This window comes from Janthinobacterium sp. GW821-FHT03C10, assembly GCF_059420865.1.
This window is the reverse complement of sequence record NZ_JBWKUN010000001.1, coordinates 1317437-1331749: the sequence shown is the minus strand read 5'-3', so window position 1 is coordinate 1331749 and position 14313 is coordinate 1317437. Positions and strand designations below refer to the sequence as shown.

General features: G+C 59.9%; 7 protein-coding genes. All 7 read left to right on the top strand.

From position 1 onward, the window contains the following. The first annotated feature begins 78 nt into the window (after nucleotides 1–78). Nucleotides 79–4644: a tape measure protein gene (locus tag AC07VH_RS05630; protein WP_475417663.1), complete on the top strand. Its 4566-nt coding sequence runs from the start codon at nucleotides 79–81 to the stop codon at nucleotides 4642–4644. Continuing rightward, the gene (locus AC07VH_RS05625) at nucleotides 4641–6110 is read left to right on the top strand and encodes a hypothetical protein (RefSeq protein WP_494787074.1); all 1470 of its coding nucleotides are present in this window, start codon (nucleotides 4641–4643) and stop codon (nucleotides 6108–6110) included. The genes AC07VH_RS05630 and AC07VH_RS05625 overlap by 4 nt, the downstream gene beginning before the upstream one ends. Beyond that, nucleotides 6107–8686 (top strand): hypothetical protein, encoded by a 2580-nt coding sequence (locus tag AC07VH_RS05620; RefSeq protein ID WP_494787073.1) that lies wholly within the window; start codon nucleotides 6107–6109, stop codon nucleotides 8684–8686. The genes AC07VH_RS05625 and AC07VH_RS05620 overlap by 4 nt, the downstream gene beginning before the upstream one ends. Continuing rightward, nucleotides 8686–9516 (top strand): hypothetical protein, encoded by an 831-nt coding sequence (locus AC07VH_RS05615; RefSeq protein ID WP_494787072.1) that lies wholly within the window; start codon nucleotides 8686–8688, stop codon nucleotides 9514–9516. The genes AC07VH_RS05620 and AC07VH_RS05615 overlap by 1 nt, the downstream gene beginning before the upstream one ends. Next, complete coding sequence (locus tag AC07VH_RS05610) at nucleotides 9516–11399, top strand: hypothetical protein (RefSeq protein WP_494787071.1); 1884 nt, start codon at nucleotides 9516–9518, stop codon at nucleotides 11397–11399. The genes AC07VH_RS05615 and AC07VH_RS05610 overlap by 1 nt, the downstream gene beginning before the upstream one ends. Before the next feature lie 183 nt (nucleotides 11400–11582). Continuing rightward, nucleotides 11583–12437 carry a hypothetical protein gene (locus tag AC07VH_RS05605; RefSeq protein WP_494787069.1) on the top strand — a complete coding sequence of 285 codons (855 nt, stop codon included), beginning with the start codon at nucleotides 11583–11585 and terminating at the stop codon, nucleotides 12435–12437. Beyond that, the gene (locus AC07VH_RS05600; protein WP_494787068.1) at nucleotides 12438–14267 is read left to right on the top strand and encodes a hypothetical protein; all 1830 of its coding nucleotides are present in this window, start codon (nucleotides 12438–12440) and stop codon (nucleotides 14265–14267) included. Nucleotides 14268–14313: the final 46 nt, after the last annotated feature.

Sequence of the window (14313 nt, the reverse complement as noted above, 5' to 3'; positions counted from 1 at the left end):
CCAAAAACACAACTGTCATCGCCAGGGTGGCCTCGATTTGCATTGCCACCCTTCGGTGGCTTTTTTTATGGGTAAATTATGACCGTTGATATTGCAACACTACAGATACGCATTGATACGCTCAATGTGCGCATCGCGGCAGATGACCTGGAACGCATGCGCGAGGCCAGCGAGAAGGCCGCCAAGTCGACTCTGAAACTCGAAGATGTCACGAAAAAATACACGGAGATACTCTCCAGCCTGGGTATTTCCAACAATATCGGCCAGATCGTTAAATTAACTGATGAATATACGAAATTGACAGCGCAACTGCGCATGTCGACCAGCTCTACGCAGGAATATGGCGAGGCCTACGACAATGTCAAGCGTATTGCCGCCTCGGGACAAACGGATCTCGCCGCTACGGCGGGTCTGTATACCCAAATGAACGATGCGACCAAGAAATTGGGCATCAGCCAGGGCGAAGTAGCCGGCATCACCGAGGCGCTCAATCTGGGCGTCAAGATCAGCGGCGCATCGGCGGCGGATTCCGCTACCGCCTTCAAGGGGCTGTCCGATGCCTTCGCCGATGGCGCCCTGAGCAGTCAGCAATTTAACGCCATCAGCCAGGCCGCCCCTGAAGTCATGGCGGCAATGGCCGCCGGTCTGGGCGTGTCGAAAGAAGCGCTTGCCGGGTTTGCCGGCGCAGGATTGATCACCGCCGAGGTGATGGCCATCGCGCTGCCGAACGCGCTGGGCGAGTTGCGCAAGGAAGCCGTGCAGTTCGAAACCATCGGCGGCAGCTTTACCGTTCTGAGCAATAACGTGATGGAATTTACGGCGAGGCAGGCGGAGTCGAGCGGCGCCGTGCGCCTGATGACGAGCGGTCTCGAATTTTTGTCGAATAACCTGACCCTGGTCGTTGGCGTGCTGGAAACGCTGACCACCGCGAAGTTTGCCACCTGGGCTGCCGGCGTCGTAGTGGCTACTTACAGCAAGGTCGCGGCCAACCGGGCCTTGCTGGCGTCGACCCTGGCGGCGGCGAATGCCGACGTGACGGCGACCGCCGCCACCTCGGCACTGGCGGCTGCACGGGTGGCTGAATTGCAAGCGACGATACGCGCCAGCCAGGCCGACGTGGCGCTGGCGTTGACCACCAATGGCCTGATACCGGCCCAGGCCCGCGCTACAGTTGCCACCGAGGCCCATGCGGCCGCATTGGTGGCGCAGACGGCGGCAATGCGTGCCGCGTCCGTCACCGCTGGCGTGTTGCGCGGTGCGTTGGCATTCCTGGGTGGCCCGATCGGCTTGATTGTCACGGTGCTGGGCTTGGGTGCAACTGCCTGGGCCATGTGGGGGAATTCATCGAAGGACAATGCGGAGAAAGCCGTAGAACCCATGCGCAAGAGCACCAAGGATATCATTGCTGAACTCGACAAGCAGATGGTCCAGCTGGCAAAGCGCAATGAGCTGGCAAAGCTGGGCGTGTCGGAGAAAGGATTGGATACCCCGGCTGGCGAGCGCATGGCAGAGATATCGACGGAAATGGATGCGGTGCGCAATCGCACGGGAAAATACCAGTCCCTGGACCAGGCGGCGCGGGACAGCAACATGGCAAGGCTGCAAGCCGAATTCGATGCGCTGCAGGGCAAGCTCAAGCAGCTTGAGCAGCAAGGCGCGTCGGGTAAACCGACGAGCGGAACTGGTACAGGCGCGCCATCACTTCCCGCTCCGCCAACACCTTTCGAAGCCATGATGGATGACATGCGCAGCAAGGCCCGTGACCTGAAGCGCGAAGTTGCCGGCTATGCCGAGATGAACGAGGCGCAACAGTTCGATTATCGCTTGAAGGAACTCCTGGCGGATCGGACGAAAAAGGTGACCGCAGCACAGCAGGCGGGATTCGAGGTTGCACGCAAAGTGATACAAACTCGCCTCGATGAGATCGAGGTGGACAAGAAAGCCAAGGCAGTGGCGGAGCAGGTGCAGGCGGACGCGAAAGCGCTGTCCGATACGCGAACGCAGGCCGTTGCCGATGCCGTCAAGGAAGCCGAGGCTGGCGAAAAGCTGGTAGCGGTGTATGGCATGAGCAAGACCGCCATCGCGCAAAATGAAATGGCGTTGTTGAAGGAACAGCGCGCCGCGCTGGCGGTGGGCAAGGAAAATGCGGCGCAGATCGAGTATTTGAATGCCTTGATCGATGCCAAGCAGCGCAGCATGACGGCGACGGAAGAACTGGCCGCCAAGGAAGCGTCTGCCGCTGCGGCCAAGAAGGCCTCGGATGACTGGGCCGCCAGCGCCAAGGACATCGAAAAATCGCTGACTGACGCCTTCATGAACGGCTTCGAAGGCGGTAAGAACCTGGCGACGATGTTCAAGGACAAGTTGAAGAGCATGTTCAACAACCTCGTGCTGCAACCGATCATGTCTCCCATTGCTGCCGGCTTTGCCTCGTTCCTGAATCCGGGTGCGGCGCAGGCGCAGGGCAGTTTGGCCAATGGCGGGGGTATCCAGTCGCTTTTGAGTTCGGCGAAAGGCATCTATGAATCGCTGTCCAACGGACTTTCCGGTATTGGTACTTCGGTAGCCAATGGCGTGCAGCGTGGCATGAGCATGCTGCAAGGCACTCCGTACACGGCCGGGGCCAATGGCGCATTTGCCACCGGTGCGGGCGCGGCGGCAAGCGTTGCCGCCGGCGTCATGGGCGGCGTGTACGGCGGCAAGATGATTTCGGGTGAATATGGTCGCAATGGCGTTGTCAATGCTGGCACGGCGATCGGGGCTGTCGTTGGCAGCATTTTCCCGGTGGTAGGTACTGCCATGGGCGCGCTGGTGGGCGGCTTGCTGGGCGGCGCGGCGAACCGCCTGTTCGGCATGGGCGAGAAAAAGGTCAGCAGCGCCGGCATTTCCGGCAGTCTCGGTGTCGATGGCTTTACGGGTGAGAGTTATTCGAACTGGACCCAGAAAGGCGGTCTTTTCCGCAAGAATAAAAAGGGTACCGACCACTCTGAAGTCGATGCCGAGCTGGCCGCATCGCTAGGCGATACGTACGCGCAGATGAAGGCGGTGACGGGCACGTTCGCCAGCACGCTGGGCGTGAATACGGATGGCCTGGCCACGCGCACGCAGTCGCTCAATATTGTCATGACCAAGGACGATGCGGCCAATCAGAAAGCCATTGCCGATTTCTTTACCGGCGTCGGCGATGCCATGGCCATGGAATTGGTTCCTTCCTTGTCGCAGCTCAAATTGAAAGGCGAGTCGGCGAGCGCTGCACTGCAGCGCCTGGCGGGTAGTTATGCCACTGTTGACGCCGTGCTGGCAACCTTGGGCAGCACTTCGCAGCAGGCATTTGGCGCCGTCGGCGTGGCATCCCTGGCGGCGCGCGAGCAATTGGTCAAGGCTGCCGGCGGCGTTGAAGCACTGGGCAATCGGACTGCGTTCTTTGCCGAAAACTACCTGACCGAAGCCGAGCGCCTGGCACCGGTGCAAAAACACGTGACGGAACAGATGGCCGCCCTGGGTTATGCCAGCGTGACCACGCGCGCGCAGTTCAAGGACACGGTCTTGCAACTGGCTAATTCCGGTGCATTGGCCACCAAGACGGGCGCCGAACAGTACGCGGGCCTGATGGCATTGGCCGATGCGTTTGCGAAGACGCATGCGGCGACGGAAGACCTGAGCAAATCGGAGCAGGGCATTGCCGACGAGCGCAAGGGCATCCAGGAAAAGCTCGACCAGATGACGATGACTTCGGCGCAATTGCGTGCCAGGGAGCGTACAGCGGTCGATGCCGCCAACCTGGCCCTGTACGACCAGTTGCAGGCGCGGCAGGATATTGCCAGTGCCTATGCAACGGAGTCTTCTGCCCTCAAGTCCACCATCGACCACCTGAAGTCGTTTGGCGACGGCATCCGCTCATTCAAGGATTCCCTGTTGCTGGGCAGCCTGTCGACCTTGACGCCGATGCAGAAGATGGTAGAGGCGCAGCGCCAGTATGAAGAGACGCTGGCCAAGGCGAAGACGGGCGATGCGGCGGCGCAGTCGGCGCTGACAGGTACGGCCACCGCGTATTTGACGGCGAGCCAGGTCGTGAACGCTGCAAGTGCGAGCTATGCCGCCGATGCGGCCAGGGTCCAGGCCGAGCTGGCAGCGCTGGCGGCGCTCACCGGCACACAGTTGAATGATGCGCAGAAGCAACTGACTGCACTCGATACGCAAGTGGGGCAGTTGATTAACCTGAACAAAACGGCGGTAGGTATCCAGCAAGCGGTCGATGCGCTGGGTGCTGCGTTGCGCGCAGGCGGGCAGACCGATATCACAGGCGGCATGCGGTTTGCGCCTGCTGCAGGTATGTCAGTCGCCGCCTCTTTCGCAGAAACAGCCGTGGAAGCGCCGGCCGTCTTCGACCCCGTGCGCTATTCGTCGGCCGCGAACGTGGGTTCCGACGTCCTCGTCGCCGAAATCCGCGGCCTGCGCGAGGACAACCAGGCCATGCGTGTGGAGCTGGAAGGCTTGCGTGCCGACCAGCGGGCGCAAACGGGCGCCACCATCCAGGCCACCTTTGAATCGAACGCCAACGCCGCCAGGACGGTGGTCGATGGCGTGGACAAATCGTCCAGGGCATCCGCCTGGGCCAATGCAGTGAAAGGAGAGTACGCATGACCGATGCGCAATTTCAGGAATGGCTGCAAAGCTCGTCGGCCATCCGCATGGTGCTGATCGAGGCGCAGGTGAATGTGGCCGGCAGCGAGGTGACGCGGTATATCGCTTCGCGGCCCTACGTGACCGGCCCGCAGGAGGTGCCGGCGAATACCGCGTACCTGCCGCTGGCCAAGGGCGGCCTGGCCTTCACGGAACAGGTCAGCCTGTCTGGCGAGGCGGGGCTGTCGGGCGGCGATATCGAACTCGATAACGCCGACGGCGCTCTGGATGGCTGGCTGGGCGACGTCTGGATGAACCGGCCAATCAAGGCCTGGGCCGGCGATCCCTCCTGGCCGCGGGCCGATTTCCAGCTGGTCTTCGACGGCATCATCGCCGACGTGGGCAGTGCTGGGCGCGAGTCGGTCAACCTGGTGCTGCGCGACAAGCTGCAGCGCCTGAATACGCCGATCTCCGAAGCCAAGCTGGGCGGCAGCACGCCGAACAAGGACGCCATCCTGCCGATTCCCTTCGGCGAGTGCCACAACGTGACGCCCTTGCTGACTGATCCGGCCACCCTGGAATACGGCTTTCTCGGCGCGGTCGAAACGACGTTCGAGGTGCGCACCAACGGCAAGCCGATCGCCGTGGCCTTGAATGACCAGGCGGGGCGTTTCAACCTGACGACCGATCCATTTTCCACCACGATCACGGCCAGCGTGCAGGGCGACAAGGGCGGCGGCTATGCGCCGCGCATCGCGCCGCTGGTGCAGCGCATCGCCACGGCCTACGGCAAGGCGGCCGACCGTTTTACGCTGGCTGATCTGGACCTGACCAACCTGGCCGCCTTCGATGCGGCCCACCGGCAGCCGGTGGGGTTGTATGTTGCGGACCGCACGAACCAGGCGCAGGCCATCCAGCAACTGGCGGCCAGCGTGGGCGCCCAGGCGGTCATGTCGCGCACCGGCCAGCTGCGCCTGGTGCAGATCGCGTTGCCGGCCGCCGGCGTGCCGGTGGCGATCGGTCCGGAGCAGATGCGCGAACGCTCGCTGCGTCCCGCGCAGCGTGTGCCCGTGACGGCGGCCGTGAAGATCGGCTTCGACCGAAACTGGACGCTGCAGGCGGGGCTGACGACCAGCATTCCGCCCGCGCATGCGGATTTGTATGCCACGGAATGGCTGACCGAAACCATGGTCGACGCGGCGGTGCGCGCGCGCTATCGCCTGTCCGATGACCCTGTACAGAGCGATACCTGCCTGAAGACGCGGGCCGATGCCCGTGCGGAAGCGCAGCGGCGTCTGGAATTGAACAAGGTGCCGCGCACTATTTATGAATTCGATGGAGAACCCGAGATGATGATGCTGGAATTGGGGCAGCCCGTAACCCTGCGCGCCGAGCGCTTTGGCTTGCAGGATGGCGTGCCGGGCGTGGTGGTACTGCTGTCGCGCTTCTGGCTGACGGGCAGAGTGACGGTGGGGGTGCTGGCATGAGCGCGATTGTGGGAGAACGCGATACGCTGCTGCAGGCGACGGCGGAGCGCTTCAGTACCGTTGCCGACGGCAAGGCGATCCTGATGGCCGCCAGCACGCCCGTTTTTCGTGTGAATAGCGCGGGCGAGGGGGCGCCCGGCACGATCGCCATCACCGCCAAGCCGGTCAATGTGGTGGGCGATATCGTGTTTTCGGTATCGTCCGGCACGAGCTTGCGGGTCAACGGCAACGTGGTCACGGTCGATTTTGCCAGCATGACGACCGACACGGCCCTGGTGCAGGCGCGCATCCGTGAATTTGGCGTCGACTACATCGCCAATTACATGGTCAGCAAGGTCTTCGACGGCGCCGCCGGCGAGACGGGCCTGGCTGGCCTGAACACGGGCCAGGCTTTCGCCTACAAGCGCGCGACCGCCGCGCCAGCCGATTCGCCGGGCGACGTGATTTTCACTTTTGCCACAGCGGCCATCACGACGCCGGCCGGCAACGATCTGGCCAATGGCTGGTCGAAGAGTATCCCGGCTGGCACGGCGCCGCTGTACGTGCGCGTGGCCGCCGCCAGTTCGCGCAATGCCACGGACAGTATCGCCGCCAATGAGTGGGCGGGGGCGGTGCAACTGGCCAGGGACGGCGTCGATGGTTTGAACGTGATTTCCGTGCCCATCTACCAGCGTGGCGCGACCAATATTGCGCCGCCGCTGCCCACGGCCGTCTGTACGTTTACCTTTGCCACGGGCAAATTGGCAGGACTGAACAATGGCTGGTCGACCCAGGTGCCGTCGGCGGGCGGCGCCTATCTGTTCATGTCCGGCGCCACGGCCGTTTCAAGCGCGGCGACTGATGACATCGCCCCAGGTGAATGGGCCGCCGCTGCGCGCCTGGCCGCCGATGGCGCTACGGGCCAGCGCGGCACCGTCACGGTGACGGCACCCGGCTATGCCAGTTGGTCGGATGCGTCGGCTGTCTATGAGATCGGCAAGGCAGGCTATGGCGCGCCGGTCAACCGCGACGTCGTCACCTTGTATGACGCGACGCATGCGGTGACGAAGTATTTTGACAACGGCGCATGGCTGGTGCTGGGTACGGTGCTGAACGGCAATCTGCTGGTCAATGGCTCTGTGGCCACCCAAGCGCTGGCGGCAGATTCCGTTACAGCAGAAAAGATTGATGCGCGCGGCCTGAGCATCAAGGATTCAACCGGCAAGATTATTCTCAGCGCCGGTACGCCATTGACGTCCAACTATCTGAATGCAGGCATAGGCGCGGGGAATCTGATCAGCAATTCCGGTCCATACCCTGGTACTGCAGGGGACTTCGGCGTGGAGTATTCCTTCGCCCCGGGGCTAACCGCCGTCATTGCGAGTCCCGAGCTCTACCAGCCGACCGGCGCCGGTGGAGTCTACATGCGGTGCCCCGGGATCGTTCCAGTAGACGCTGTGGCTATTATGACCCCGAGACGGGCTGGCGCATTCCGAAAATTTCCTGTGATTTCTGGCGTGCGCTACGAATTCAGCATCTACATGACTACCCACCGCTGCAAGGGGGCGGCAAACATCGCATTTTACGATGGCGCGGGCGCGTATATAACTGAGATGGCTGGGAGTGTTGTGGACAGCGTGTCGTCCACAGGTCCCCTGAGCGCATGGCCAAGGTCCGTGGTATTCGCCGCGGCGCCGGCAGGGGCCGCTTACGCATCTGTGCGTGGCGTGCTTGTTGGCAAGGGAGAAGTCGATGCCTACCTTTTTACTTCATCGTGGTATTTCGGCGTGGCGATGGCCGCGCAGACGGTGCCGTCAGCTTGGGCGGATGGCCCAGGGGCAGGTTTCGGCGACAATATTTACGGCCAGATCACGCCGTCCACATCCCCGACTTACATCGCCAACGCGGCCATCGTTAATGCGCAGATTGGTGGCGATATTTATAGCAGCAATTGGAGTGGAAGTGGTAGCAAGACGGGATGGTGCCTGGATCGAAATGGAAATTTGCACGCGAATAGTGGCACTTTCCGTGGTGAACTGCTTGGTGCTTCTGGCACTTTTTCCGGGAAGTTGACGGCAGACACCATTATTGCCGGACGTGGTCAAAACAAAAATAATACGACGTTTATCGATTTTAACGCTACGGGCAGTATGCCGTTTATCTATGCTGGCTCGGGAGCAGTGAGTATCACCGCCGATGGTGAAGGTACTTTTGCCCGCAGACTCCTGTCACCACCGAATTTGGTGCGTCGTGGAAAGACGCCCATTTCCCCAGGGCTAGTTGGATGGACTGGTGAAGAATATCGCCCCTTTACCGTTTACATCGATACCGGGAAAGCATTCGATGTTGCATGGCATGAGGCTCCGTCGGACACTTTTTTGGCCACCGCGACGATTTCAAAGGGTGATTCGAGCCCGAACGGTGGCTGCAATGGTTATTGCGAAGCGTCTGTTGTTGTTGGTGATGGCCTCAAAAGTGCTAGTGCCTCCCTCCTGCCAATTGATAATCAGATATACATTCGATTTACCTGGACCCCGGTTAGTGGCAATGGCTACATTATCCCAACTGAGATCACCTGGAAGCTGGTGAAAATCTAATGAAAAATCTACGCATTATTTATGACAACGCCACCGACCGCGCAATGTTGATCGCATCGAGCCAGGCCGGCACCTTGGGTCCGACCAATCTGCAGCGAGAGGGAAAGTCTCTGGTCTTGCGCTCAATCGGCACGGTGCAGAGCATCACGGTAACCTGGCCGGCACCAGAAATTGTCGGTGGCGTGGCCTTGCCGTTTTGCAACCTGACTCCTGGGGCGACCATCCGCGTGCGCGGCTACATCGAGCCTGGCCACACTACGCCAGCATTCGATAGTGGCCTCATGCCAGCGTGCGAGTATGCGCGGCTGGGCATGTGGGACTGGGGCGCATTGCCGCTGGGCTTGAATGCCTACAGCTATGGCGGCGGTACCTACGCCCGCTGCTGGTTCCAGATGCGCAGCATCAGGAAGCTGGTGATCGACCTGGCCGACCCCGACAATCCTGCCGGCTATATCGAGGCCGCGCGCCTGGTGGCGGGGCCTTACTGGAGTCCCGAGCAGAACGCGTCGTATGGCGCCGGTATTACGCCAATCGATACCAGCAGCCAGTACCGCAATGGCGCCGGCGAACAGAAGGTGGAGCGGGGCGTGATGTACCGCAAGCTGTCGCTGGCGCTCGATCACATGACGCCGCTGGACCGCGCCGAGCTGTGGCGCATCGTGCGCGGCAACGGCATGTCGCGCCCGCTTTTCATCAGCCTGTATCCGGATAGCGACGACGTCGAGCTGGAGCAGGCGCACCAGGTGTATGGGCGTTTGGCCAATCTGGCCGCCATCACCACGCCATCTTTCCAGGCATATGCCACCAACATCGAAATCGAGGAACTGTAATGGGTGATTTTTTTTACTATGGTCAGAAGGATACGATCCAGCGCCTGAATGAGCTGGCGGGGCGCGGTGCCGTGGTGGCGTCGTATGCGCCAGCCGTGGGGCGGTCGCCACTTGGCGGGCCGAATGGCTATATTGATGCCGCGTGGATTGATACTGCAACGCCAATTAAGTCACAATTTCCTATCAGTGTTGGTGCAGGAATGGCTAACAAGTATGGATACAACTACCTGCAAGGTGGCCAAGGTCAGCGCCTGTATAAAATCGCAACCTTGGAGCCTACGGTTTCCAGCACGTACTCATCGCTGCGTATTGATGCAATGGTAGGGGGGTGGGGCGCTTATGATTTGACAGCCATGACTATCATCATTGGCAGTCGTGTCGCTACGGCAGCTGAAGGTGTGAACGTCGAATGGTCGTCCAGCCGCTTCATCCCGGTTAATGTACGACTCTTGGCGTACTTGGAATCAGATGGCAAAGTCTCGGTGTACCTGTTCTTTTTGGCAGGTGGTTTTGCTCAGGCATCTTTCCAATTGATGGGAATGCAGATCACTACCTATACCAGTCCAGTTGCGGTGGACACAGTGACTGGCACGCCAGTATGGGATAGTTCCGCAAGCCCATCGGAGCCTTTGTATCGCTCCCCTCGTTCGCGTGGTATGGGTAACGCCCCAACCACTCTGCAAGGTACGAGCTTTGACAGCATTGTCGAAGTGCGTGCGCAAGACGGTAACACGTCTTCAGTGTCGTACCTTGCAGGCGCGCCAAAAGCGCACTCAATGGCAGCTAAACAAGAGGCAGAAGCCCTTCGTATTGGTGTATCCGGCAATACAGGTATCTCATACGCCGGCTTCTTCAATGCTGTGGTATCCGTAGGTGAAAATGCCAGCCCATTCGCATTGGGATACAAACTGGCGCTTAAGGCTCGTGATGTGGGTTCAGGGAACTTCACCCCAACACTGTTTTCCATTACTGGCAATGGCACGGTTTATGTTCCTTTGCTCAAGGCAGGAAGTAGCGACCCTTCTCTGCTGCGACATAGCATCTGCCGTGGGACAGGGCAAGGAGCAGAGATTATATATTTTGGCGTTGATAATGCCCCTGCGCCAAGTGTAGGTATTTTAGCCTCTGAAGGGGTAGGAAGTTGGTCGGCACCGGTAGCGGTACTATATGTAGGCAAGAACTCCACTACAGGTCGTAGCGTATCAGCCGGAGGTACAGTCAATACGTCAGGCAATGATTATGCCGAATACGTTTTCAAAAGCCCGGCCTGCGGTGTCGTCTCCCCCGGCCAAATAGTCGGTATCACAGCCGACAATACAGTCACCGACCAATGGTCCGATGCCGTCATGTTCTCGATCAAATCGACGGCGCCCTCGTTTGTCGGTGGTGATTCCTGGGCGAATGACATAGGGCAACGGCCATCGCCCCAGGCAGGGCCGGCGCCGAGCCAGCCCCGGCGCCGTGAAGGCGTCGTCACGCAGCAGCCAGTTCCCGGCGTTAATCCACCGGAGTATGAGGACGTGATAACGGAAGCCGGTGACACCGATGACGAGTGGGCGGAAAAGCAGGCCACCTACACCGCCGCGCTGGCCGCCCACAACCTAGCCATACAGCAGGACGCCGAAGCCATGGCCGCCTTCGACGCGGCGCTGGAAGTCGAGCGTCAGAAAGTCGACCGCATCGCCATCGCCGGCCGCGTGCCGGTCAACGTGCTGGGTACCCAGCCTGGTGATTACATCGTGCCGGTGCAGGACGGCGCCGGCATCAAGGGCATCGCCGTGCATGAGGACGATCTCAGCATGAAGCAGTACCTGCGCGCAGTCGGCCGCGTGATCTCGATCGAGCCGGACGGCCGGGCTTATGTAATGGTCAAGGCCGTGTGACCAGGCAGTCATCCCTCTCAAACCCGCTTCGGCGGGTTTTTTCATTTCGTCCACCAGTACCGGGATAGTCGAGGTGATGCTGTCGAAGCGGCGCTGGGAAATTGCCGCCACCGAGCCTATCGGCGTTGCCACTGGGTTTATTTCACCAATCACTTACCTCATTCTGGAAGGGGCATTGCTGCCATGAGCAATCTTCGCATCATCTACGACAACGCCGCTGACCGCGCGGTGCTGACTGCATCGAGCCAAACCGGCGAACTGGGTCCGGCCAACCTGCAGCGCGACAGCAAGAATGCGGTGTTGCGCGCCAGCGGCACTGCACAGATCATCACCGCCACCTGGCCGACGCAGGAGTCCATCGCCTGCGTGGCGCTGATCTCCACCAACATGACCAGCAGCGCGCGCATGCGCGTACGCGGTTATGCCCTGCCGGGCGATGCCGTACCGGTGTTCGACACTGGCAGCATCTTCCCATGCCCGGCTGCCGTGCATGGTTCCTATCCCTGGGGCGTTCTGCCGCTCGGCTGGAACGCCTATCAGTGGGGCGGCGTGAACACCTGGCCGTGCGGCGGCGGTGCCGACGGCGTGACATGGTTCGCCCCTGTGCGCGTGCGCAAGATAGTGATCGAGGTATCTGCGCCACAAAGCCCGGAAGGATACCTGGAAATCTCGCGTCTGGTGGCAGGCAACTACTGGTCACCGCAATATAACGCCGAGTACGGCGCCCAGTTGCAGACCCAGGATAGCAGTGAAAATTACCGCACGGGTGCAGGCAACCTGAAAACCGCGCTGGGCACGACCAGCGACAAGCTGAGCATCAATCTGACGCACCTGACACCGATGGACCGCACGCGCTTCATGCGCATCCTGCGCGAGAACGGCAAGGGCAAGGCAATGCTGTTCAGCTTGTTCCCAGAAAACCCGGACCCGCTGCTGGAGCAGGACTACATGCTGTATGGCAAGGCCAGCAATATCGACGCGGTAACTACGCCGTACTTTGAAACTTATTCTGCACCACTACAAATTGAAGGAATTTAAATGGCTGATAAATTTTATGACGGTATGCCCAACGTCAACGAGAAACTGAATGAAATGGATCGGGCGTTTGCGGCGGGACCGTACAATGCCTTGCCATTGTCCGGCGGGAATATGAAGGGCACGATCTATTCGAATGCCCCGATCACGACAACTCAATATGTGCAAGCTTGCGCGTATGGCCCAGGCCCTATTGTGAACACAGGTATGAAGACTGGCTGGTGGCGAATCGGAAAGTTTAATTCCGCACAGCAGGGGATGGAGGCATCAATTCGTGTAAGTGGAACCACGTCGTACGGTGCTGTTGCCGGTACGTCGAACGCCATGGCAACCATCATCCAACTCCGGGTAGACAACGACAGCAAGATACGCGGTGTTTTCCACAACGAAGGTGGGGCGACAAATAACACCGTATCGGAAGTGACCATCACGGACGATGGTCAGATATATATCCTGTGTGGCGCCTTCTTTTCCCTGGCAATTTACTGTGAGTCTACCTGCTGGCAGGATTCTGACGTGTCGTATTACGGTGTGGCTGCCGAGCCCCCAGCCGGAACTTTGGCGACCTCCATCTTTGGCTTGAAGCTTGGTGCGCAGAATACGGTAACGTTCGAGCGGCAGCGGACCACTTTCGATTCTTCGTCAGTTTTGATCGGTCCAAAGCAAATAATTGCCGGAGGGATATCTAATACTCTTTGGGCAAGTGCTCTTCGGGCACCAAATGATGGGGTTGCGGGGGGCGCCGGCACCTACTATGAAACGCTGTCCATGGGGGTTGCATCAGTTCCAGGCTATTCCAATGCCGGTAGATTTTTTTGGAGTACCCGTAGTCACCCGGGGAGCAACGGAAAGGGATTTCAACTACGTTTGAATGCTGTCGATGCGAGCTTGCCTGATAATGTCACACCAGTTATGGATATTAATGGCACCGGCGACATTGCCCTGCCAGGCGTTATTACTGCTGGCCCAGTTATCCCGTTAAGTGCGCATCAGTTAACCCGTAGGACTGCGGAGTTCGGTGAACTTTGCTACGTTGGGCGCGTCGAGACAGGGGTCACTTCCTCGTGTTTTGCCATTCGAGCGTCAAATGGTGCTGGCGGTTGGGGCAACAGTGCTTCGGTTGCATACGTCGGGCGAAACTCCACGACATCGCGCTCGATTAGCGCCGCTGGCACCATCAATGCCGGCGGTACCGATTACGCTGAATATATGTTAAAGGCACCTGGATGCACGGGTATTCTTCCGGGGCAGATTATCGGCATCGATGTTGATGGAAAACTTACCGACCAATGGCAGCGTGCCATTGCCTTTGCTGTTAAATCGACTGATCCTTGTATGGTTGGCGGGGATCGATGGGCGCGGCATTTGGGTGAGCGTCCGGTGCCGGTTGAACGTCTCATGCCTTCCACGCATCAAGTGCTGCTCAGTGAGGCTGTTGCTGCTATTGACGCCGTGATGGAAGTGGTCGATGGAAAGCTGGTTGAGGTTGCGCCTGCCGTGCCGGCCCGCGAAGCGCAATATCGGGAAGAAGCAATACCGGGAGATACCGATGAAGAATGGGCCTTTAAATGCGCACCCGGCCTCGCGTTTGAAGCGGCCCTGGAAGCGGCGCGTCAGCAGGTTGACCGCATCGCTTTCTGCGGTCAGGTACCTGTGAACGTCCTGGATGCCACACAGGGGCAGTACATCGTCCCGGTGCAGAAGGGCGATGGCGTAGGGGGCTTGGCTATACGCGAGGAGGACATGACACTCCAGCAATACATGCGCGCCATCGGCAAGGTCATCGCCATCGAAGACGATGGGCGCGCCCGTGTCATCGTGAAGGTGGCATAGACACTGTGCTTGCTACATCCAAACCCGCTTCGGCGGGTTTTTTTAT

Bases quoted from the DNA above. Each gene is read 5' to 3' on its own strand.
- AC07VH_RS05605 (WP_494787069.1), top strand. From the start codon at position 11,583: ATGAGCAATCTTCGCATCATCTACGACAACGCCGCTGACCGCGCGGTG.
- AC07VH_RS05625 (WP_494787074.1), top strand. From the start codon at position 4,641: ATGACCGATGCGCAATTTCAGGAATGGCTGCAAAGCTCGTCGGCCATC.
- AC07VH_RS05615 (WP_494787072.1), top strand. From the start codon at position 8,686: ATGAAAAATCTACGCATTATTTATGACAACGCCACCGACCGCGCAATG.
- AC07VH_RS05610 (WP_494787071.1), top strand. From the start codon at position 9,516: ATGGGTGATTTTTTTTACTATGGTCAGAAGGATACGATCCAGCGCCTG.
- AC07VH_RS05630 (WP_475417663.1), top strand. From the start codon at position 79: ATGACCGTTGATATTGCAACACTACAGATACGCATTGATACGCTCAAT.
- AC07VH_RS05620 (WP_494787073.1), top strand. From the start codon at position 6,107: ATGAGCGCGATTGTGGGAGAACGCGATACGCTGCTGCAGGCGACGGCG.
- AC07VH_RS05600 (WP_494787068.1), top strand. From the start codon at position 12,438: ATGGCTGATAAATTTTATGACGGTATGCCCAACGTCAACGAGAAACTG.